Source organism: Patescibacteria group bacterium (assembly GCA_040387855.1).
Lineage (GTDB): Bacteria > Patescibacteriota > Minisyncoccia > Phycocordibacterales > JAKAEA01 > JAZKCY01.
Genome location: JAZKCY010000001.1, coordinates 959,014 through 981,549, shown reverse-complemented (window position 1 = coordinate 981,549; position 22,536 = coordinate 959,014). Strand labels below are relative to the sequence as shown.

Genomic DNA, 22,536 nt, shown 5'->3' with positions numbered 1-22,536 from the left:
CTTGAGGTGGTAGCGCCTTCACGGGCTTGGAGGTTCAAATCCTCTCCTGCGCACAATAGTAAATTCTCTCAAAAATGTTTCTCGAGAGTTTTTATTATATATGGTGCCCATAGTGTAACGGTTAGCACAAGAGTTTGTGGAACTCTTAGTATGGGTTCAAATCCCATTGGGCACCCAACCATTTTCTTTTGGTATAGGTCAAAAAAGTCTCAGAATCGGCTCTCCTCAACGGGTTTATAAAAAGCTGGTATACTTGTATATATGTCTGAAATATATGATCCTGCGATAGACAATCGTATGGAAAGGATGAAAATATATAAGGAGCGATTAAGCAGTATTATTGGTCGGCAGTTAAATGTTGAAAATATAAATGAGTTTGCCGATGACATATTAAAAGACTTAATTAATTTTACAGAAGAAGTTGTACATGAATATTCAAAAACTCTTAATGAGATTCCATTAACGAAAAAAGAGTTAGAAGATAAAGCTTTTGCTGAGTATGAGCTTACAAATGTTCCCGAACTTCTTGATGCTTCTCAGAAAAAGGCAGAACAGTTACAAAACATTGAACTTTACATTCAAAAACACACAGCGCATGTTGATGATGTAATTACACCTCCTGACACAACGGGGAATACAATAATCCCTGGAGATACCAAATATGAACCACGGAAAATACTACCGCGTGTTAAAACGCTACTCTATATTCTAGAGAATGATCTTAATGTTGATTTAGGTACCATCTCATTGGTAGAAGGGAATGTTACACACGATATGGTGCGGAATCAAAGTTATATAACCATTGCTATTCCAGATTTAAATAGATGTGTGAATGTATGTGATGAAGAAGGCAATGCAAGCTACATATTTGATATCTCAGAGATTGAGAATGAAAATCTGACGATTCATGATATAGATAGAATGACTAAGGAAGAAAAGAATTCCTTGATAAGGGAACATCCTTTAATTGGACGAAGACTTATCCAGACCAGTCTTTGGCGAACACATATAATTGAATTACTAACAGAATCATTTGAGGTTGAAAATACTCAACCATTAACTAGAGCAGAGAATTTAGAACAAAACGGAGCTCATGAGAATGCGGTGAGAGTGTCATATTCTGAACTAGATCCATGGAGAGGGTTTTACACTGATCCAGATACTGGAAAACATTGGGGACCTTTAAGACAGTTATACTTTAAGGTCGGATATCCTGTGAGAGATTTAAAATCTGTTGTTGAAGAGGCTCAAACACCAACGCGATTTCTTATTACCCAAAGTGGACTTACTGAAGGTTATAGTTACGAAGATGTACTATCAATACCTAAGATTAAAGAGCATGTCGACCTACCAAAAGGAGAAAAAGAAGGACCGTGGAAAGGATTTGCTTTAATTGATGGGAAATATTATGGCTCAGTAAGTGTAATTGCACGCCAAGTGGGGGTAACCGTTGGGGTAATTGCACAGGCTATTAACAGTAGTCAGATTGAAAGCAAGCCAATGATTGCACCTAATAACAATCGCCGCGATGCGTATCCATATGAGGATGTTATACATTCAACATACCTACAAAATTACTTATTAGAGGATGTGCCTACTATTGAAAAAGAAGGAGAATGGGAAGGTTTTGCAATCAAAGAAGGAATACATTACGGATCAGTAGCATCCATATCTAAAAAAATTGGAATATCGAAAGATGCCGTTACTCGTCATTTTATTCAAAATAAAAATATCCCTAAAATAAAAGTAGTGAGAGAAACGGGAGATTCCATTATTGCATATTCGTATGAAACAATTGCTGCTGATCCAAATATTCCTTTGTTTACCAGTATCCCACAAGTAGAAACCACAGAATCGTCTGAATGGAGAGGATTTATGGAGGATGATCACGGAGTTCATTGGGCACCTATTAGAACAATAGCAGGCAAGATAGGAATTTCTCATCATAATTTAAGAAATCTTGAGGGTTTTGATTCTATAGAAACAAAAAAAATTAAAGATTTATCCGGAAGAGAAGCAGTTGCATACCCGTATGAAGTTGTAGATAGTTTAAGGAGTGTCCAAGAATTACGAGCTACACCTCGAGTCGAAAATACAGGTGAATGGGTTGATTTTTATACTGGGCCAAATGGTGATCACTATGCTGTTCCTGCAGTTTTGCATAAAAAACATAAAATACTTAGTGAAAATTATATTCGCCGTTTTGTAAGTAGAGCAAATATTGAATCCCAAGTAATAATTGACTCTTTGGGAAGACGGTTAATCGGATATTCCTATGAAAAAATGTTGCAGCATCCTGAATTTAAAGAAATGAATGATGCTATTCCTGCAGAAACATCAGGTGAATGGGAAGGATTCGCACATAAAGATAATGATTACTATGGCGCCTTAAATCTTATTTTTAAAAAATTAAATATCTCAAATACCAGACAAAATAGATATAAGGTAACTAGCTCCCTAACGCCGATAAATATTAGATCAGTAAACGCTCAGCTACTTAAAGGGTATTCCATTACTCATGTAGAAAGGGCACTGCTTTAATTTATTTTAATTTAATAAAGAGGTTCTAACCCCGTCCACGTGCCGACCCATAGGTTCAAATCCCGAGAAGGGTAGACAAGCACAGCTACATAGCTGTGTTTTGTTTTGTATGAGAGAATATAGTAAATATGAAAAATTATAAAAAAGGTTTTGCTCCAATAATTATTGTTTTAATTATCCTTATTCTCATTGGGGCAGGGGCCTATTTGTATATAAAAAGTAAATCTCCATCAGTAGATACACCAATACTATCAAATAAATTAGAAGGTATTACCAACCCTAAGGTAGGAGACACATTTAGTTCAGGTCAAAAGGTAGATATTAAATGGAATGTTAATAACCGTAAATTTGTAATTGCTCTTACAAATGATAAGAGTGAAAAGACAGGTAATGAAATTATAAGAATAGCATCAATCACTGATTCTTCAGTCGGCCATTATGAATATACAATTCCTAGTACTCCTGAGTTAGTTAAGCTATATGGTAATAGCGGCTATGGTTTTAGGTTGCTTTATACCGATACAGACGGTCTAGATTTTTCTCCGATTGTTCAAGTTAATTTGAAATCCGAAACCACCTATACTCCAAAGGTAGACTGGAGTAAGGGACAAATCTTTTATGAAAACAAAATAATTAAATCTGTTGATGTACCAGCTATGCTTGTGCAGAAAGATACAGTTTTTGAGGGAGGAAAGTCAGCTTTATTTAAGGAGGTGATATTTTCTCCAAGTAAAACAAAGGCAGCATTTGTTGTATCAAATGGCGTTCATGATTTTGGCTGGGTATATGATTTTATTACATCAAAATTTATTCCATTAACATTTCAATATGGTGGTGGGGTAGAGATCATCACATGGAAGAATGATAGTGAGGTTACTCTAATGCTTACTACTCCAAAGCCAGAATCGTTTGAAAAGACATTTAACTTAAATAATTTACCTGAGTATCCTAAGGTAAAATAAATAAATAGGTTCTAACCCTATCCACGTGCCGACTCCAACGAGATTCGAACTTCTCGAATTAGAAAAGAATCCTTAATGGAGGGTTCTTTTTATTTGACTTTTTTATTATATATTGCAATATGGCATGAGTTGACGAAGGGGCTCAGACATCCTGAACACAAGGACTGATAATGCCGATTGCTGAATTCATTTCGTTACTTCCGATCGAACACCAAAAGATCGTGGTCCTGGACACGGGACTACGTGCTCACAGTGTAGCGTTCCCAGGATTGGGGGTTGAAGGAAGCAGTACATTTAAGCCTACTCCCTCACGGAGCTGTGTTATTTATGTGATGAAAGGGGTATACGCGGGGATTCAGATTACACTCTACAACAGTCGTATTGTGATCGTTGCACCTGACGATGATGCCTGTGATAGAGCGAGGGAGCTCATCCTGGATCATTACCCCTCGGACGGAATCGACACCCACCGTATTTCCTTCGAACTCAATGGCGACTCTGTTGCCACTCAACAATAAAGATTGGGTGGCATTTTTATTTGATTATTAATAACAGGTTCTAACTCTGTCCACGTGCCGACCCAACCATTTCGTCGAGTTCATAATTTAGGTGTAACCTTAAGCCAAAAGGTATATGTTTTGTGCGCTCCTCAGTGTACTCACAAAAAGGGTGGTGTATAATTATCGATATGTCAGAAATGCCTTTTAATGAACGTTTAATCCCAAGTGGTCTTGGCGACACCCCACAACATTTGGAGGAATTATTGCAGTTGGAAAATCATCCTAATAAAATTATCAGAATATATCCACTTGATGTTGTTGAGCAAACATATCATATGCCTGCAGAAGAAGCGTTAAAAAATGGAAAAAGACTTTTTGAAGAATTAAATACCAATTACAATATTTCAACAAAAGCCGATTTTGTTATAGGTAAAGACAAAGAAGATCGTAAAGTTGTTTATATTATTACAGATAGAATAGAAGGCGAAAGTCTACACCATATTGTAGATAAATCTGAATCAGATGAAATTAAAAAAATAGAAGGTGATGTTCATAATATGTATATTTCTTTGATTAAATATTATACAGATAAAATCCAAAGTGGTGATTATTTTTTGGATGATATTGCAATACTACATCAGTATGTTTATGGTAAAAAAACAGGAGAGTTGGAAGAAAAAATTTACATGGTGGATACTGATATTAGTTTCAATAAAGATAAAGCATCTATATATGAGGCTGTATGGGAATTAACACGTCAAATGAAGCGCTTTGAAAAAAGGTTAAATACTAAGTTTGATGACGTACGCAATATGATTAAGGAATTTCTTAATGTGCATTATGTAATTAATTCTAATGACAGGCCAGAGAATGAAATTATGGAGGATATTGAAGAATCTAGAAGAAAAATTGAGTCAATGTTAAGTAGATAGTGGTTATCCAATAGTGAATCTAAAGGTGTGATAACGTAGGAATATAGATTGTAGAATAATGTAATTCCTCAAAAAGTAGTTCTAACCCCGTCCACGTGCCGACCCCAACGAGATTCGAACTTCTCGAATCAAAAAACAACGCTTAATAGAGCGTTGTTTTTATTTCGAACTTTGTATACCTGCCGACCCAGAGGTTCGAATCCCATTGCGGGTAGACAAGCACAGCTAAATGGCTGTGTTTTGTTTTATACAAATAGGTTTTATGAATAGGTGAGGTATACTTATTATATGACGGAAGGAAAAGAAATATTTGATCTAAATCCAGAATTAGTAGATGAACCAGAAAGGAAGAGTAATGAATTGCCGATGGCTGACATTATTTACCATTCTGGATTAACTCCAGAGCAAGTTAACCCGCTTATTTACGAAGTCTTCACAGATCGAAATTTTATTGAAGCAATTCCTAATGATATTAAAGGGAATACACAACTACTTGGCTTGTATTTTAGAAATACATGTTTGTTTGCAGATCTTAGGAAAAATAAGATTTCTATTTTTGGAGAAGAAATTGTTCACGAGTCTTTACCAATGGCAAATGGTGTTCTTCGTCCCAAAGAAGGTGGGAAAGAAATTCATCTAGAAGCACTACGCGAAGCTGGTATAGATCCGGAATCTGTTTTTTATTATAGACGAACCCAACCAAGTGAACTTGGTACAGCTAAACCTGAATATTATTGGACAAGTGATTACTGGGAAGTAATCCGCGGATTAACAAAAGAAATTTCTGGTCAAGAGAGACAAACATCAAAAATCCTTTGCACATCGCTTGCAGAACTAGGATCAGATAGCAAACTCACTCTCGATATTAATGATGATGAGGGTATTCCTGTCAGAAGAGTATCGATTGACCCATATGATCAATCTCGGGTATTGTTTGCTATAAATCCTTAGGTTCTATTAGTGTATACTTCTCATTATATGAAGAGGATAAAACATTTTTTAAAACGCTTTATAGCAGGCTTATTATTTGGTTCAGGAATTACAAACAAAATTAAAGCTGCTTTTGGGTTAGTGTTAATCTCTAAGTTATCAGAGTTGAGATTTAGAATGAAGATGTTTGGTACTAGGCATACAGTTATATTCCGAACGGGTTCTGATGTTGCAACATGGTTAGAGGTCTTTTTCGATGAAGAGTATAAGTTGCCCAATAATTTTACTCCTAAGACGATGATAGATCTGGGCGCGAATGTAGGCTTTTCATCACTGTATTTTAAACTTCGAAATCCATCACTACAATTAGTTGCAGTTGAGCCTGATCCAAATAATATTAAACTCCTACATTTGAATTTAGCGGATACCCAAAATGTTCAAATAATTGAAGGAGCTGTAAGTTCTCAAGAAGGGAACGAGAAGTTTTATATAGCGTCTAAACAAGGGATGAGTTCTTCATTTTTTGTTCCGCGGCAGAAATCTGAAACAAGAAATGTTACAACATATACATTTGATTCACTATTAAGTTTTTTAAATTGGCAGGAAGTAGATCTCGTAAAGTTTGATATAGAAGGTGCTGAATGGAAAGTGTTTGAGAAGGCATCTACACGTAGAGTAAATATATTGATAGGAGAATATCATGAGTATATTACTGATCAAAAGACTGAAGAGTTTATAAAACTTTTTCCGCACCATACAGGAAAAATCCATAGAATCGCTGATAAACGTTACATTGTAGTATTAATTAGAAAGTAGGCTCTTGAGGTATACTACATACATAATGAAAAAAACTTTAATAATACTAGTTGGTATTCTCATACTTTGTATTACCGGATTTTATGTGCTTAATAGCTATATCTATAATGAAAAGCAAGGGGATCAAGCTCCAGCTCCTGTCGCATCACATAAAGATGCTACCTACGTTATTGATGGGAAAGTTGTAATGCTCAAAGATGGGAAGGTTGAAGTAGAGGCTGCTCCTGGTTCATCATCAAAAATTGTTACTCAGTATTTTGGTAATGAAGTGAAAGCCGATTTTGATAATGACGGACGAGAAGATGTGGCTTTTATTCTCACTCAACAAACTGGAGGTAGCGGCACATTTTATTATGTTGTAGCAGCACTCAATAAAGTGAATGGATATGAAGGTTCTCAGGGATTATTATTAGGTGATCGCATCGCTCCACAAACTACAGAAATAAACGAAAAGAAACTAGTTGTAGTTAATTATTCTGATCGACGACCTGGCGAAGACTTTAGTGTGAAGCCATCAGTAGGAAAATCAATTCAGCTTTTATTGGATGTAAATTCAATGCAGTTTGGAGAAGTGGCAAAAGATTTTGAGGGGGAGGCAGATCCAAAGGTTATGAATCTGGGTATGAAATCTTGGACTTGGATTAATGTGACCTATAGTGACGGCACCGTAATTAAGCCAAAGCAAACCCTAGCATTTACCCTTGAGTTTAATGGGGATGAGACATTCTCTGCAACAACCGATTGTAATCGTTTTGCTGGAAAGGTAGTTACTAAAAATGGATCAATAGATTTTTCAGATATTATTTCAACTAAAATGTATTGTGAGGGTTCTCAAGAAACCGATTTTCACAAAGTACTTGATCGAGCAGCGGGATATCTATTTACAAGCAAAGGTGAGCTTGTTCTAGATCTTGAGCGGGATAGTGGTTCTGCGATTTTTAAGTAGATCTCATATATGAAAATAATGTATATAGTTTTAATTGTGATTGTTGTTGGTCTTGCAATGTTCTTAATAATCAGGAATAAAGAATTAAAGCTACAAGCTGAGAAACCAACAAAACCAACTATGACTTTAAATATCCAAGAGCAGAAAGCGTATGATATTGCATGGGCTGAACTTACTAAGCATTTTAAAGATGGTGAGATTCGTGGTGTATCATATAAATTAATTCATATAATAAAGTCACCTGATACCGAAAATGTATATCACCTGACATTTACTCCTGAAAATAGGATGACTGATAGTGAGATTTGGATAAGTGTTGATGTGTCCGTTGGGATTGTAACCAAATATCAGAAGGCTGAAGCTTAAGTATAAAAAAAGACAACACCTTTCAGTGCCGTCTGGAAAGAACGATGCTCCTTGTTCCTAGTACGGATTGGGGAGCGAGATCTCGATGCTGCTGAACGTGTGGCCGAGCGTGCTGGGGTCGGTATCGGGGTGGTAGTAGAAGGTGTCGAACCCGTTACCACCGTCGATCAGACTCCAGTTGCTCACGGTCACCGGGATCTGGTAGACGAAGTCGTCGCCGTCTTCGCCGAAGATCTCGTCGACTCCGTTGGTGATGCAGAGCACGTCGTTGCCGACGCCTCCGAAGAGGGAATCGTTCCCATCTTCGCCGCTCAGCGTGTCGTTGCCCGCGCCACCCCGGAGGATGTCGTTGCCCGGGCCACCGTAGATCTCATCGTTGCCGTCTTCGCCGAAGATCTCGTCGTCACCGTCACCGCCCTGGCTTTGGAGGTAGACCTTCCCGTAGTTGGTCAACTTGTCGTTGCCCGGGCCACCCAGCATCATGTGGCCGTTTGGGATTGGTGAATTGCCGTTGTCGAAGTCGACGATGTCGGCTCCGCCGTCACCGACCACGATCAGGATGCCACCATCGGTCGTGGCAGAGATCCTATCGTTGCCGTCGCCGCCGAAGATCCTGGTCAACACGTGCTTGGCGGCTGCATCCAGGGCAGCACGCCCGACATGCCTGGCGGTAACGATGTCGTCTCCGCCCTTCATGCTGACTTCGATCTGCGGCGTGCCCTTGAAGACCTTTACCTTGCTGACGCCGAGCACGCTCACGCGCGTCTCCCGTGCATCCGCGGTGATGGTCACGGTGTTGGGCCCGTCATCCCCGACGACGTTGAGCACGCCGGTGGGTTCGAGCGTCATCGACACCGCGAACAGCCGACGCCTCTCGAGCCCTTCGATCATCGTCGAAGCAAACTTTCCAGTCTTACGCATAGCACTTCCTCTTACGTACCTCACTGAACAGCAAACCGTATAACGTACGGTCCGCAGCAGACTCTACATTCACATGATTTTAATTAAATAACAAGTGTATAAAATATATGGTAGGCTTACTCTATGACAAAGCAAATGCTTGTACTACATGGCGGGAATGCTTTTGAAAAATATGAAGAGTATCTGTCATATTTACGTACTAAAGATATTTCCCTTGAAAAATTAAGAGCAAAAGATTGGAAAAGAACTTTGGGAGAAGTGTTGGGTAATGAATATGATGTTCTAACCCCTCAAATGCCAAATTCACAAAATGCTCGATATTCAGAGTGGAAGATTTGGTTTGAGAGAATCATTCCATTGTTAGATGATGAAGTTATACTTATTGGACACTCATTAGGAGGAATCTTTCTTGCAAAATATTTGTCTGAGAACACTTTTTCTAAAAAGATTGCTGGAACTTTTCTAGTAGCTGCACCGTTTAATACAAAAGATGAACATCCACTTGTTGATTTTATTTTCTCAAACAGCCTTGATAACCTAGCGAAGCAGGGAGGCGAGATTTTTATTTATCAGAGTAAAGATGACGTAGTTGTGCCATTTTCAAATGGTGAAAAATATTATCAGGCTTTGCCACATGCGCATGCTCGTTTTTTTGAGGATAGAAAACATTTTAATCTACAAACATTTCCAGAAATTATTGCAGACATTAAATCTTTAAACAAATAAAAAGCTGACTCGGATGAGTCAGCTTTTTATTTAGTTTTAATTATTACTGAGTAATCTCTCGAACACTCATTTTTTTATAGATCAAACCATCAGTACCGACATTGTCACTTCTAAAGTACACACTTATGTTTGGTTTACCTGATTCAGAACCAGCCCGTGAATTACCACTCGTCAAACGTAGTGCTGGATCAATTCCTGAAGCACAGGGTGCGCCACCAACTCCAAAGTTTTTACCAGTGTCGATAATTTCATTTACCTTCCTCCACGTACCTCCGTTGAGACCATCGGTTTCATCAAGCCACAATTCTGCTTTGACGTTACCATCGGGAAGATCGTACACAATATATTTGTATCCAATCCAGGTGTTGTAGGGAAGACCTCCAGACCATATTGGTTTATTTTGTACTGCAACAGATGTTGGATGTTTTGTTTCTTTCTCAAAATCAATTCGTCCATCGTATCTCATGCGAGCTCCCATCCCTCTGGTATCACATGCGTTTTCGTTTTCATTTCCAGTTGTGCCGTGATTGGTACGGGCAATACCTACAATACCTCCCCATGGAGTACTGCTATCTGCCTTACGCATAGCATACACGGTCATCTCAACATTTCTCCAACTGTTTTGTAGAGCTGGATCGTGAATATACATGCGGGGTACAGAGCCAGTAATTTTTAATTGTCCCTGACCATCAACTTTGTATGAAGCATTACCATGATCGGCATCAAACCATGGATCTTTTGGATCTACCCCTGTAAAGTTTCGAGCGACACCATTATTCCAAGATGATGCCCATTCTTTTCCACCAGAAATTGTCGTGTACAATTTTTTGATACCAAAAGTATCTTGTGTGCCAGTCATTGTAGTTGGTATTTGTGGTGGGGTAGTTGTTGCTACTGGCTGAGTAGTTGTTGCGACAGTTGGAGTTGATGATGCTTCGGCTATTTTATAATAATTCTGCCAATATTTTTTCCAATAATTATTTATGCTAGTAATATATTCAGGACTTGTTTTAGTTTTTTCGTAATCGTATCTATAATCTCGTATCTGGGCAAAAACCTGAAGTGCCCCAGTACTTACTCCTGCGAGAACCATCACCAGTGTCACCATGATGATCTTGCGAACTAACAGCTTACTCATTTATATACACCTACTTAATCCCTAATAAACCGACTTTGGCACTATAGCAAGCACAGCGGGTTGATCAATATGAGTAATTAACAGGTATCTCAGCCGTATGGAATACTGCTTCGTAATTACAACAGTTTTTTACAGGAGTACAGATATATGGTCGCATAACCAATATTTTGAGCCATAAAAAGTATACGCGGTAATAGATCGCTATGTAAAAGGGTGGATTTTGACGAGCGAGGTCATCTAGTTTGGATCTTTTGCAACCATTCGATCAAACAATGAGTTTACGAGTGAAAGGACAACACTAAAGATAAGTGCCCACCAAAAGTTCACAACATAAAAGCCAGGAGAAACTCCTGATGCAAGCATAATGATGAGTGCGTTTACGACAAAGGTAAATAATCCCAACGTGAGTATATTAATTGGGAGAGTAAGAATGAGTAGAATTGGCCGAATAAAAATATTTAAGACTCCTAATATTACTGCGACAATAAGTGCTGCACCAAATCCTGAGAGAGTAACCCCCGGTAATAGGTAAGCTGTAATAAGTACGGCTAAAGCAGATACTAGCCATTGTAAAAATATATTCATACATGAATTGTATGTAATATATATACTTGTGTAAATGAAGAGAGTATACTTATCACAAAAATAACACAACAATTCAATGCCAGACAAGTTTCCGGGGTTTGATGAAGGTAATGATAATAGTATCGAAATAGCGACTGAAAAAATCGCTGCTGCTACTAATTTTGATGAGCTGTATGAGGTACTCCGACAAATAGAAGGTGTCCAAGGAAGTACATCTTTTTATTCTGCAGACAAGCTGATTAAGTATATTGATCTGATTAGGAAAATGGCTGAAGATAACCCAGGTGGTTTTATGTATAGTGTTATAGGGGTAACTGGAAGCTGTGGTCTTCGTGAGAAGGTTAATCAACTTGCGATTAACGAATATCCCAAACTAGCAGGAGCAATAAAAAAAGAAAAAGTTGAGATAAAACGAGAGGAGTCTCTTGAACAGCATTACGCCCAAAAACTTCAAGAAGAATATTCATTTGATCCCATTGGCGAGCTCTCAGCAAATATAGATGACCCAAAAGTAGTTGCTAAACTAGAAGCTTTGTATGATAAGAAAGTTTCTCTGTTTAATGAAGAAGATGAAGAAAGAAAATACATGGATGAAGATCTGATGATTCTCAGTATTCATGCAGATATTATTGTTGCCGTAATTAAAAAGGGATCTATTAGTTTTGATCAGGTTAGAAGAATGGTTGAAGTTGATCTTGCGTTTAGTCATATCCCTCCATCTTCTCTCATAACCTATTCTTTACGTAAGGCATGGGATGAAATGAAAGATATACTTGCGAATTATGCTTAATTAAAAATATATGGACATCATCTCTCGAGCAAAAGCTCTCAACTTACCCTTAGGAAAATACTGTGTCTTTGGCAGCGGGGTAATGGAAGTGCATGGCATTCGAAAAGCAAAAGATGTTGATGTTTTGGTAACACAAGATTTGTATAAAGAATTAAAAAAGCAGGGATGGAAGCGTAAATGGTTTTTCTGGAGAACGTTGTGGTGCAAAGCAATCGTTAATGGTGAAAATGAGGCATTCACCAACATTCATTGGACATGGAAGTATCGACCAAAGACTCAGGATCTCATTGATAGGGCAGAGATGCATGATGGCGTGCCGTTTTTACGATTGGAAGATTTATTAGCTTTTGCAAAAAATTTGCCACGAAAGAAAGATAAAAGAAGCGTGAAAATGATGGAAGAGTATTTTGCGAAGAAGTTGAAAGTATAGAATGGATTTTATGGACGAACAGATTTTACAAAAAGCTCAAGAAGCTATAGACGCTAAGATTTTTCCTGGAGGAGTAATAGGCTATGTAAAAACAAATGGCGAACGGAATATTCTTCCGTTTGGGAATTTTACCTATGATGCGGGAGCTCAAGAAGTAAAATCAGATTCTATCTTTGATGTAGCATCACTTACAAAATCTCTTGCAACTGGATGCTTAGCTCTAAAACTTATTGATGAAGGGAAACTAAGTGTTGAAGATAAATTAGTTGATTACATTCCAGAGTTTTCTAATTCTGATAAAGATACAGTGCTCATTAGGCATTTGCTTACCTATACAATAGATGGATATGGTTTGGCATCTTTAGGGGACATACCACCAGAAGAATTGCATGCATATATTATGAAGCATGACTTCAACAGTCCTCCAGGAAAAGTATTCAAGTATACAAATATTCCTGCATATCTTTTAGGTTTGGTCGTTGAAAAAATATACGGCAGTACATTAGATGTGCTTGCCCAAGAATATTTCTATAAACCATTGGGAATGACGCGAACTACCTTTCATCCAGAACTTCTTAGTAAAGAAGAAATCGTGCCAACTGAGATCGATAACCGGGGAATTGTGCAGGGGGTGGTACACGATGAAAGCGCATACATATTTAAAACTAAAGGAAACAAAGTCGTGGGGCATGCGGGATTGTTTTCTACAGCTGGAGATACCCTCACTTTTTTAGAAATGCTTCTACACAAAGGGACTTTTAAGGGTACCACCTATTTTTCAGAAAAGATGATTGGTGAAATGGGTACTAATCAGATTGAAACTTTGGGAGATTCTACTGGACTTGGATGGGAGCTCAATCAGCCTCGATTTATGGGAAAAAATTGTGGGCCTCATACGTTTGGGAAAACGGGTTTTACCGGAACGCTTTGTGTATGCGATGTTGAAAAGGGAATTGCGTATGTTGTATTAACAAATCGCATTTATCCAACACGACCAAAAGATGCGTCTGTTATAAATGCATTTAGAGCTGCGATAGGAGAAATAATTATTTCTAAATAATGTATAATGACTCTACAATTACAAAATAACAAAACTTTATGGTTGACCTAGGACTCTACAATTTTATCAAGAACGCAAAGGCACAGGGTAAATCGAAGGAAGAGATTTTTGAAACCCTTTCAAAAGGGGGATCAAATCAAGAACTCATATCAGAAGCATATACAGCTGTTGAAACAAATAAAGAACCAGAGGTGTCAAAAAGAACCGATGCATATGGTATGCCAGTAACAGCAATAAGAAAGTTTTTTACTGCAGATCGACCGACACTTATTACAGCTATTTGTGGATACTATTTTATTACCTGGTTGTTACTCATACTTCAGCAAGTGATTTTATATGTAATGTATTCAGGAATGGGAGGAGTTTCTTTTGCTCAGTATCTTACACTAAATGTAGTAACGATAATGATGCTTGCAGCATTTATTGGAGTTGTGGGAATTTGGTTTATGAAACGAGTGGGATTGTATCTTTATACAATTTCTCAAATCGGATCGATTGTATATATAGGAGCTCAATATATGGAGTCAGGGATTTCATTCTTTGACCCACAACTTCTCTGGGGAGTTTCGTTTGCCTATCTTGTACCGATTGTTCTTATTGTCGTTGGGTTTAGATACTTCAAGCGAATGGTATAAAACAGAGCATATTTCAACATAAAAAATGCCGGCTAGTCCGGCATTTTTTATTGTGGTAGTGTTACCGTATGAAAGAAAAATACTTCCACAAACTTCAGAAAGAAATCCAGATTTTACAGATGCGAAACTTACGGGTGGATGCTGATAAAGCCTGGGAAACAAGCTTTGTGCGAAGAATGAGTATTGCTGTGGTTACGTATTTTGTGGCTGCTGCTGTAATGTATGTGATTGGAGCCGGGAATGTATTTCTAAATGCGCTTATACCAACTATTGGTTATATACTTTCTACATTATCTTTGCCATACATAAAGAAGTGGTGGATTAAAAATCTAAGATAAATAATATGAAATTCACTATCGATACTATTTCAATAGATCCAATTTTATTACAAGACATCGGGAGTCTTCAAAATCTCGCAGAGAAATCAAAAGACTATATCGAACTTGTCGAAGGACGGCCGCTAAGGGAAAGTGATGCTGGAGATATGTTGCTTTCATTGCCTGATGGCAAACAAATGGAAGATAAATATGTTTTAGCTATTCGCGAGGGGGAAGCGTTTATAGGTGTTATTGATGTGATTAAAGATTATCCAAAAGCAAATATTTGGTTTATCGGATTATTACTACTTGACCCAGAATATAGAAATAAAGGTTTGGGAAGAAAAATATATACAGGCCTTAAAGCAGAATTAAAAAGCCGTGGGGATTTTGAGTCTATTCAGATATCAGTATTTGAAAATAATACTCAGGCATTAGAATTTTGGAAGAAATTGGGGTTTGTTGAAATTAGTTCAAAGATAGAACAAAAAGCAGGCAAGGAAATGAAGTTTATATACTTAGAAGATAAGTAACAGGTTTTCCCCACGTTGTACCTCTATTTATGTGAGTTTAGTAACAGCTTTTGCGTTGTGAGTCTTTCCCATTCTTACTACCATTAATTTATTACTCAATAACAATAAAGGTATATGGTATTAAATGATTTTGTGAAAAGTGTTTTAGTTGGGATTGCTAGTGGAGTAAAAGAAGCAAATAGTGAAATGAAAGGAGATACCTCTAAACCATCTTTCGCACTCAAGAACTCGACATTTTTTGAAGATAAAGGGAAGGGCTGTGTGGAGTTTAATGTTGTACTGGAAAATAGAGATAGTCTTATTCATGTATCACACCAAACAAAGCAAGAGGAAATAGGCAATAGAGTTAAGTTTAATGTAGTGCAAATAATGCCGATCTCATAAGTGTAGGGGAGAGAATCAATGAAAGCTTTATGAAAAACATAGAGCTTTTATTGTATTTGTTTGATAGATGCCATTCATTTTGTTACTGTTCAAATATGATTGTTAAACATGCTACACAAGTTGGAAATCCGATTATTCGCTCAAAGGCTAAGTCAGTTAAAAATATAACCTCAAAGGAAACTAAGAAGATTATTAAAGACCTCGTTGATTCAATGCACTATCATGCATTGGTGGGAATGGCTGCTCCTCAAATTGGTAAAAGCTTACGAGTTTTTGTTACCGAAATTCGACAAACAAAAAATCGTAAGCCAAAAGATTTGGATCCTATCAGAGTATTCATTAATCCTGAGATTACATATTATTCTAAAAAAGTAGCACTAGGATATGAAGGTTGTGGAAGTGTTGCAAGCTCAGAATTGTTTGGCAAAGTGCCCCGATCTGAATCTATTGTTATTAAAGCTTACAATGAGAAGGGCGAGCCATTTGAATTTACTGCACAGGGATTACTAGCTCGAGTGATTCAGCATGAACAAGATCATATTGAGGGTAAAGTATTTCTCGATCGAATAACAGATACAGAAAGTTTTATGAGCAGAAACGAATATAGAGCAAAGTTTAAAAAATAAAATATGAAACCTGAAGAGTTAAAAGCATCACTGGGAGCACTTGGGATTACTGGCCTTGCTTTGGATATAGACGAGACGCTCTCTCATACCTCAAAGATCTGGATTGCAGATATGCATAAAAGCTTTGGAAGTAGAGAAGGACTTACTGCTGAAGAAATGGTACAGAAATATAGATATCCGAATGATGTTCCATATTGGTTGGAACAAGAACATCTTGATTGGATGAACAGAACAATGGGGTCTGATGAAATTAACGAATCATTACCGATAATAGAAAATGCACACTCAGTTGTTCAGAGGATTAATACTATTGTTCCTATAGTTGCATATATTACAGCTCGTCCAGAATCGGTTCGAGAATCGACAAAGCGCTGGCTCACTAAACACAACTTCCCAGAAGCTCCTGTCATACTGCGCCCTCCAGAATTCCATATAAGAGATGCAAACAAGTGGAAAGCAGGAGTGCTTCATTATTTGTATCCTCAGGTGCAAGGAATAATAGATGATAATCAAAAGCTTGAGCGTGATATGACTCCAGACTATAAAGGTACTATCTATCTTTATAATTTAAACTCATGTAATCGCACAGATATTAATGTTGTATGCTGCCCAACATGGGAAGATGCATATGAGAGTATTAAAAAATCACGATAGCTATCATGCAAACAATCGAACAAATTTATAAAGACTATAAAATCATGCCCGGGCTTCAACTGCACCAATTGCGCGTTGCGTCTGTAGCAAAAATCGTATGTGAAAGTCTTCCATATAATGTTGATTCAGATAACGTAGTTCTCGCATGTCTCTTCCATGACATGGGGAATATTATTAAATCTGACCTCCCACGGTTTCCAGAATTTCTCGAACCTGAGGGAATAGAATACTGGCAAGGGGTCAAAGATGAATACATTTTAAAGTATGGGCCAAAAGAACATGAGGCAACTATAATTATTGCTAAAGAATTGGGAGTGCCAGATAATGCTTTTGAATATCTGAACCGAATTGGTTTTTCAAAACTTACTATAAATGAAAAAGATGAGCATCCAGAATTTAAAATTTGCAGCTATGCAGATATGCGAGTGGGACCTCACGGTGTGCTTTCAATCGAACAACGTTTGGCTGATGCGAGAAAAAGATATGAGGGAAGATTGCATACTGTAAATACCGGCGAACATGAATCACTTGCGCAGTCCCTTAGAAATATTGAGAAAGCACTTTTTGCTGATTCAAAAATTAAGCCAGAAGATATTACTGACCAATCTATTAAAGAATTAATGAATAGTTTGAAAAAACATACACTATAATAATTGACTTTGTTTGTGGGTGCGGTAATCTGCATTTGGAAAGGGGTTTTATCCATGAATGCTCCTCCACCTCGTCAACGTTCGGTTGAAGAAGTTGAAAGGATCATCGCAGCTCACGTAGAAAGTCGTTACAGACCTACTGGTGTTGATGGCAAATTTGTCTGTTCTACCTGTGGTGCTGAAATTGCGTTTGATAGCTGCGCAATTTCACTGCACGACCGGAGTTCCGACGAATGCAAAGGGCCAGGAAATGTGTACTCTGTTGCGTTGCCGTATTGCCCTCGCTGCGAAGGGAAGCCTACGGTGACTGGAACCTGTGCCCATATTCCACGCCAGAAAATGTATGTGTACGAATAGCCCCTTCGGGGTTTTTTTATTGGATAAAAATAGACAATGATATACTAAGTATGTACATGAAATGTTCTGACTTTCTGTACGTATATATATCTGTATTAGTTAATAATTTTTGTTATGAAGAAAATTGGTATTAGCATGCTCATTGTTGCCTGCGCATTGGCTGCAACTCCTGCATTCGCTCAAACAAGTACAACTACCGCAACAACATCCCCAGCTGTAAACGCATATATAACTCAGCTTCAAAACTTGCGACAGCTTCAGCAGGGAATGACTGGTGAAGATGTGAAAATGCTTCAGGCATATCTCGCAACTCAGCCTGACATTTATCCAGGAGGACAAATTACTGGATACTATGGTCCACTTACCACAAAGGCAGTAGCAAAGTTACAAAAGAAAATGGGATTGCCTGCTGTAGGCCGAGTGGGTCCTGCAACCCTTGCAGCTTTAAAGAATAATTTAGGTTCACTTGATATAACACTTCAAACACAGAATGGATTGACTGTAGCATGTGCAAAAATTCCACCAGGACATTTGATTGCTCCTGGTCAGCTTAAGAAATTAGGTCAGCTCCCAGTTGCACCAACGTGCCAAAAGCTTCCACCAGGAATTGCTGCAAAGTTGGGGATGGGAACAGGTACTACTACTGGAACAACAACTCCTCCTGCAATAGTCGCTCCAATAATTTCAAATGTTGTTGCAACAAGTACCGCCACAACAACAGCATTAATTACATGGAATACAAATGTAAGCACTACAGGAAAAGTATGGTATTCAACTACTTCTCCCGTAACAGCATCAAGTAGCTCTATCATGAGTACAACTTTAAATGGTATGAATCACAGTGTTGTAATTCCAAACCTTACTGCTTCAACAACATACTACTACACTATCTCAGCAACAAATAGTTCAAATGTTTCAACATCTACAAGTCAGCAGTCATTTATGACTCGCTCACAGTAATAGGAACTATTTGGTTTTTAAAAACTCTGTACACAACATGTACAGAGTTTTTATATTCCAAATCTTAGTATAGCGTTTGCTTATACTTTTTATATATCCTTTAATACTTTTTCATATAAGAATTATTGATGCAAAGCGTTATACTATATATGCATTGTCATATTGAGGCAGTGCAGTTTTATTCATAAGTCTTATTACACATAATGGTAAAAAAATTAGCCTTAGGTGGTGTAGCGACGTTATTGGTTGCTGTTGCATTTGCTTCAGTGTCTCAAGCCGCAATGACAACTGTTGTTACTCCATCTAACACACAAGGTTGGGCAACAGCAGATACTCGTCCAGGAGGGACAGTAAACTTTGTTGTTGATCCAACATCTCCATTTCCGGATGGAGCACTTCAGTTAACTACTGATGATACAAATGCTGCAAAAGCACAGTATCTTCACGCGGCAACTGGAACTCTCGCATCAGTAACTGATCTTAGCTACTACACAAAGCAGGTTGCAGGCCCAGCAGTGGCAGCACCTTCATATCAACTTGCAGTAGATCTTAACGGTGCAGCTGAAGGTGGATTTGCAAACTTGGTCTACGAACCATATTGGAACGGAACCGTAGTGCCAGGAACATGGCAGCAGTGGGATGTTGATGCTGGACAATTCTGGTCAAGTAAAACATTTACTGAAGGAACATGTTCAACAACAAATGGAGCAGGAGGTCCACCTTTCTACACTCTAGAAGCTTTGAAGACAGCTTGTCCTGATGCTGTAGTACTTGGGTTCGGAGTAAATGTTGGTACATACAATCCTGGATACAATGTGTATACAGACGGAGTTGTATTCAACGATACTACCTACAACTTTGAAGTTAATGTAGTGATTGAAGATGTAGACACAACTGCACCAGCAGTTCCAATGCATGTTTCACCACTCAACGGTGCAACAACTACAACAGCATCATTGCTTAAAGTAGATTGGACAGATGTAACCGATGCTTCATCATCACCAGTTACATACTTCTATGAATCATCATATGCAAGTACCACAAATCCTGATGGATCATTTACCGCACCGGTATATGTATCAGGTCCACTCGCAGCTTCTGAAATTGCGACACCAGGAACACCAGAGGGAACATACTACTGGCATGTACGTGCAGTAGATAGTGCAACAGTTCCAAACTCAAGTGCGTGGTCTGATGCATGGAGCTTTACCGTAAACAATACAGTAACGCCACCAGCACCAACAGGTCCTACAAATAAGGATCAGTGTAAGAATGATGGATGGAAGACATTCACAAATCCTACATTCAAGAATCAGGGACAGTGTGTAAGTTCAGTTGCTAATGGATCAGCAACAACAACACCTGCAACTATCTAAATTCAAAGTAATTTGAATGACAAAACCCCAGCCGCTATGGTTTGGGGTTTTTGTTTGGTTGGCAATTTGCCTTGAAAATCTAATGTGCTAGTGTTATAGCAATATGAATGATGTAGAAATAAAAAGTAAAATCTCCGATTTCATTTCTAAGCAAAAGCTAACTGTTATTGCTACGGTAGATCAAGCTAATAACAAACCAGAAAGTGCTTGTATTGCTTTTGCTGAGCGAGAAAATTTAGAGTTAATTTTTGGTACTTCAAATCTCAGTAGAAAATATCAAAATCTTCAAAAGAATCCTCATGTTTCATTTGTTATTGGTTGGGATCCCACTATTGGTACTGTGCAATATGAAGGAATAGCTCAGGAAGTCCCACTAGAACAGAAAGATGCTTATGCACAGATAATGATTGCAAAGAATCCTCGGTCAGAGAAATTCATGAAACGAGAAGATCAACGGTATTTTCTTGTAAAGCCTACATGGATTAGAATTCTTGATATGAGTGTCCAGCCAGATGTTACTCACGAAATAACTCTATGAAAATCATTTTAGGATCATCATCAAAATACCGGAAAGCTGTACTTGAGAGTGCGGGATATACATTTGATGTTATGAGTCCTGATGTAGATGAGATGGCAATTCGATCTACTGATTATTATGAATTACCCCTAATATTAGCTCGAGCTAAGTCGGAAGCTATTATTCCTAACGTTACAGAACCAGCACTTGTTATAACAGGGGATGTAGTGGTTATCTGCGATGGTGAATTATATGAAAAGCCTGAATCACCTGAGCAAGTACATGCATGGCTTAAAAAATATGGAGAAGGATACCCCGCAGAAATTTCATGCGGAATAGTTGTAGTAAATACTCATACAGGAAAAAAAGTAGAGGAACGTGAGATAACTAAGATTTTGTTTAGTCCGATACCCCTTCATGTTGTAGATGAGTTTATCGCAACAGGGGACCCATTTAGTAAAGCGGGAGGCTTTAGTGTGCAGCTTCCAATTTTAAAACCATATATAAAAGAACAAATAGGCAGTATTGATAGTATGATGGGAATGCCATTACATATCATTAAAAAATTACTTAAAGAAGTTCAAAGCTAATGTAATCCATATGAACGAAAGAATATTTTTACAAGAAAATGAAGGATCTGAATTTGATATAGTAAACGACCTTTTTTATAAGTCCCATAATTCAGAAGAGAAGAGAGCTTTATTATCTAGAATGGAACGAGCTGCTACAACAGTAGATCAATTGAATACTGTGCTTTTGTATGTAATGCCTGATACAACAATGGAAAGAATGGTTAAAAATAGAATTAAAGCGCTACAAAATCCTGGAGAAAATCAGACAGCTGCGTAAAAATATGCAAGAAGAAAGACCAAAAGTGGGAATAGGAGTAATCATTGTCCGTGATGGAAAGATTCTTATTGGTGAACGAGTGGGGAATCATGGCTCTGGTACCTTTATGATTGCAGGTGGTCATTTGGAATTTGGGGAATCATTTGAACAAGCTGCATTACGTGAAGCAAAAGAGGAGACAGGGCTTATAGATCTCATTATGAAAGGCATAGTTTCGATTAGTAATGATATTGCCTATGATAAGCATTATGTTTCTATTACTATGCTTGTGGAATCAAAGACCGGCGAGCCGTATGATGCAGAACCAGAAAAATCTAAAAATTGGAAATGGTACGATCGAAATGATTTACCAGAAAATATATTTATACCGAGTAGAAAATCAATAAAAAATTATTTGGGAGGAGTTATGTATTCTGATTAAATAGGGGAAGCCTCAGCAATATTTTCTCCAGTATCTTTAAACCATTTTGTCGGTAACTCTGGAGGAGTATATTTTTTTATATATTCAAATGCGTCTTCGACGGTAGCAGTAACATAATAAAGATCTCTATATAATTCTTTTGCCGTTTTTTCTTTAAATAGTACTTCAAACATTTCTATGAGCTTGTCATAAAATTTATTAGTATTAACAAATACTATAGGCTTACTATGAAGGTGTAATTGTTTTTGTGTGATCACTTCTAATACTTCTTCGAGTGTTCCAAATCCTCCTGCAAGTGTGATAAATGCATCTGCACGGTCCGACATTATCTTTTTGCGCTCATACATATCTGAGGTAACAATAAGCTCTTCTGCCGTAGAGTATGCGAGACCAAGCACTTCCATTGCTTTTGGTATAACAGCAACAACAGTGCCATTAGCTTTTTGTGTATATTCAGCAACACTCCCCATAAGGCCAGTATTACCACCTCCGTATACTAGAGAATACATATTGGCGCCAATTGCTGTGCCTGTCTCTTTTGCAGCTGTAAAATACTGAGATGAAAGTACATCGCTTGAAGAACAATAGACGGCAATATTTTTTATCATGAAGGT

Annotated in this window: 28 protein-coding genes and 1 tRNA gene; 25 read left to right on the top strand and 4 right to left on the bottom strand. The window is 37.8% G+C overall.

The features are described from left to right. The first annotated feature begins 103 nt into the window (after positions 1-103). From V4519_05380 to V4519_05345, 8 genes are all read left to right on the top strand, one after another. Positions 104-175, top strand: a tRNA-His gene (locus V4519_05380). Positions 176-261: 86 nt separating this feature from the next. Next, positions 262-2,541 (top strand): hypothetical protein, encoded by a 2,280-nt coding sequence (locus V4519_05375; protein MES2437411.1) that lies wholly within the window; start codon positions 262-264, stop codon positions 2,539-2,541. A gap of 128 nt (positions 2,542-2,669) precedes the next feature. After that, positions 2,670-3,503, top strand: coding sequence for a Ser-Thr-rich GPI-anchored membrane family protein (locus V4519_05370; protein ID MES2437410.1), 834 nt, complete (start codon positions 2,670-2,672; stop codon positions 3,501-3,503). Between the two features lie 688 nt (positions 3,504-4,191). After that, positions 4,192-4,935, top strand: a complete 744-nt coding sequence (locus tag V4519_05365) for a hypothetical protein (protein MES2437409.1) — start codon at positions 4,192-4,194, stop codon at positions 4,933-4,935. Positions 4,936-5,223: 288 nt separating this feature from the next. Then, positions 5,224-5,886 carry a hypothetical protein gene (locus V4519_05360; GenBank protein ID MES2437408.1) on the top strand — a complete coding sequence of 221 codons (663 nt, stop codon included), beginning with the start codon at positions 5,224-5,226 and terminating at the stop codon, positions 5,884-5,886. 162 nt (positions 5,887-6,048) lie between these two features. Continuing rightward, positions 6,049-6,681, top strand: a complete 633-nt coding sequence (locus tag V4519_05355; GenBank protein ID MES2437407.1) for an FkbM family methyltransferase — start codon at positions 6,049-6,051, stop codon at positions 6,679-6,681. A 25-nt stretch (positions 6,682-6,706) separates the two neighbouring features. Continuing rightward, the gene (locus V4519_05350) at positions 6,707-7,627 is read left to right on the top strand and encodes an META domain-containing protein (protein ID MES2437406.1); all 921 of its coding nucleotides are present in this window, start codon (positions 6,707-6,709) and stop codon (positions 7,625-7,627) included. A 9-nt stretch (positions 7,628-7,636) separates the two neighbouring features. Beyond that, positions 7,637-7,993, top strand: coding sequence for a hypothetical protein (locus V4519_05345; GenBank protein MES2437405.1), 357 nt, complete (start codon positions 7,637-7,639; stop codon positions 7,991-7,993). Between the two features lie 57 nt (positions 7,994-8,050). Here V4519_05345 and V4519_05340 read toward each other — a convergent pair whose 3' ends face one another. Continuing rightward, complete coding sequence (locus V4519_05340) at positions 8,051-8,914, bottom strand: calcium-binding protein (protein ID MES2437404.1); 864 nt, start codon at positions 8,912-8,914, stop codon at positions 8,051-8,053. Between the two features lie 123 nt (positions 8,915-9,037). Between V4519_05340 and V4519_05335 the strand changes: the two genes are divergently transcribed. Continuing rightward, complete coding sequence (locus tag V4519_05335) at positions 9,038-9,640, top strand: alpha/beta hydrolase (GenBank protein MES2437403.1); 603 nt, start codon at positions 9,038-9,040, stop codon at positions 9,638-9,640. Positions 9,641-9,683: 43 nt separating this feature from the next. Here the strand turns inward: V4519_05335 and V4519_05330 are convergent, their stop codons facing one another. Both V4519_05330 and V4519_05325 read right to left on the bottom strand, forming a co-directional pair. Then, complete coding sequence (locus tag V4519_05330; GenBank protein MES2437402.1) at positions 9,684-10,778, bottom strand: hypothetical protein; 1,095 nt, start codon at positions 10,776-10,778, stop codon at positions 9,684-9,686. A gap of 237 nt (positions 10,779-11,015) precedes the next feature. After that, positions 11,016-11,363 carry a phage holin family protein gene (locus V4519_05325; GenBank protein MES2437401.1) on the bottom strand — a complete coding sequence of 116 codons (348 nt, stop codon included), beginning with the start codon at positions 11,361-11,363 and terminating at the stop codon, positions 11,016-11,018. A 76-nt stretch (positions 11,364-11,439) separates the two neighbouring features. On the opposite strand from V4519_05325, the gene V4519_05320 reads away from it, so the two are divergent. The 16 genes from V4519_05320 to V4519_05245 all read left to right on the top strand — a co-directional run bounded on the left by V4519_05320 (position 11,440) and on the right by V4519_05245 (position 21,922). Beyond that, complete coding sequence (locus V4519_05320; GenBank protein MES2437400.1) at positions 11,440-12,153, top strand: hypothetical protein; 714 nt, start codon at positions 11,440-11,442, stop codon at positions 12,151-12,153. 10 nt (positions 12,154-12,163) lie between these two features. Then, complete coding sequence (locus tag V4519_05315) at positions 12,164-12,583, top strand: hypothetical protein (GenBank protein ID MES2437399.1); 420 nt, start codon at positions 12,164-12,166, stop codon at positions 12,581-12,583. Positions 12,584-12,593: 10 nt separating this feature from the next. Next, the gene (locus V4519_05310; protein MES2437398.1) at positions 12,594-13,643 is read left to right on the top strand and encodes a serine hydrolase domain-containing protein; all 1,050 of its coding nucleotides are present in this window, start codon (positions 12,594-12,596) and stop codon (positions 13,641-13,643) included. 38 nt (positions 13,644-13,681) lie between these two features. Then, positions 13,682-14,278, top strand: coding sequence for a hypothetical protein (locus V4519_05305; GenBank protein ID MES2437397.1), 597 nt, complete (start codon positions 13,682-13,684; stop codon positions 14,276-14,278). 68 nt (positions 14,279-14,346) lie between these two features. Further along, positions 14,347-14,616, top strand: coding sequence for a hypothetical protein (locus tag V4519_05300; GenBank protein MES2437396.1), 270 nt, complete (start codon positions 14,347-14,349; stop codon positions 14,614-14,616). A 5-nt stretch (positions 14,617-14,621) separates the two neighbouring features. Next, complete coding sequence (locus V4519_05295; GenBank protein ID MES2437395.1) at positions 14,622-15,128, top strand: GNAT family N-acetyltransferase; 507 nt, start codon at positions 14,622-14,624, stop codon at positions 15,126-15,128. Between the two features lie 114 nt (positions 15,129-15,242). Next, entirely contained in the window at positions 15,243-15,512 is a 270-nt protein-coding gene (locus V4519_05290; GenBank protein ID MES2437394.1) for a hypothetical protein, read from the top strand. Positions 15,513-15,607: 95 nt separating this feature from the next. Next, positions 15,608-16,138 carry a peptide deformylase gene (gene def, locus V4519_05285; GenBank protein ID MES2437393.1) on the top strand — a complete coding sequence of 177 codons (531 nt, stop codon included), beginning with the start codon at positions 15,608-15,610 and terminating at the stop codon, positions 16,136-16,138. A gap of 3 nt (positions 16,139-16,141) precedes the next feature. Further along, positions 16,142-16,792, top strand: a complete 651-nt coding sequence (locus V4519_05280; GenBank protein ID MES2437392.1) for a hypothetical protein — start codon at positions 16,142-16,144, stop codon at positions 16,790-16,792. A 5-nt stretch (positions 16,793-16,797) separates the two neighbouring features. After that, a complete protein-coding gene (locus V4519_05275) occupies positions 16,798-17,442 on the top strand; it encodes an HD domain-containing protein (GenBank protein ID MES2437391.1) in 645 nt (214 codons plus the stop codon). A 471-nt stretch (positions 17,443-17,913) separates the two neighbouring features. After that, the gene (locus tag V4519_05270; protein ID MES2437390.1) at positions 17,914-18,759 is read left to right on the top strand and encodes a peptidoglycan-binding protein; all 846 of its coding nucleotides are present in this window, start codon (positions 17,914-17,916) and stop codon (positions 18,757-18,759) included. A gap of 203 nt (positions 18,760-18,962) precedes the next feature. After that, positions 18,963-20,135, top strand: a complete 1,173-nt coding sequence (locus tag V4519_05265; GenBank protein MES2437389.1) for a hypothetical protein — start codon at positions 18,963-18,965, stop codon at positions 20,133-20,135. A 103-nt stretch (positions 20,136-20,238) separates the two neighbouring features. Further along, positions 20,239-20,673, top strand: a complete 435-nt coding sequence (locus V4519_05260; GenBank protein MES2437388.1) for a pyridoxamine 5'-phosphate oxidase family protein — start codon at positions 20,239-20,241, stop codon at positions 20,671-20,673. Beyond that, positions 20,670-21,242, top strand: coding sequence for a Maf family protein (locus V4519_05255; protein ID MES2437387.1), 573 nt, complete (start codon positions 20,670-20,672; stop codon positions 21,240-21,242). The genes V4519_05260 and V4519_05255 overlap by 4 nt, the downstream gene beginning before the upstream one ends. Before the next feature lie 10 nt (positions 21,243-21,252). Then, the gene (locus V4519_05250) at positions 21,253-21,501 is read left to right on the top strand and encodes a hypothetical protein (GenBank protein MES2437386.1); all 249 of its coding nucleotides are present in this window, start codon (positions 21,253-21,255) and stop codon (positions 21,499-21,501) included. A 4-nt stretch (positions 21,502-21,505) separates the two neighbouring features. Then, the gene (locus tag V4519_05245; GenBank protein MES2437385.1) at positions 21,506-21,922 is read left to right on the top strand and encodes an NUDIX domain-containing protein; all 417 of its coding nucleotides are present in this window, start codon (positions 21,506-21,508) and stop codon (positions 21,920-21,922) included. Here the strand turns inward: V4519_05245 and V4519_05240 are convergent. After that, complete coding sequence (locus V4519_05240) at positions 21,919-22,530, bottom strand: TIGR00730 family Rossman fold protein (GenBank protein ID MES2437384.1); 612 nt, start codon at positions 22,528-22,530, stop codon at positions 21,919-21,921. The genes V4519_05245 and V4519_05240 overlap by 4 nt on opposite strands. Positions 22,531-22,536 lie beyond the last annotated feature (6 nt).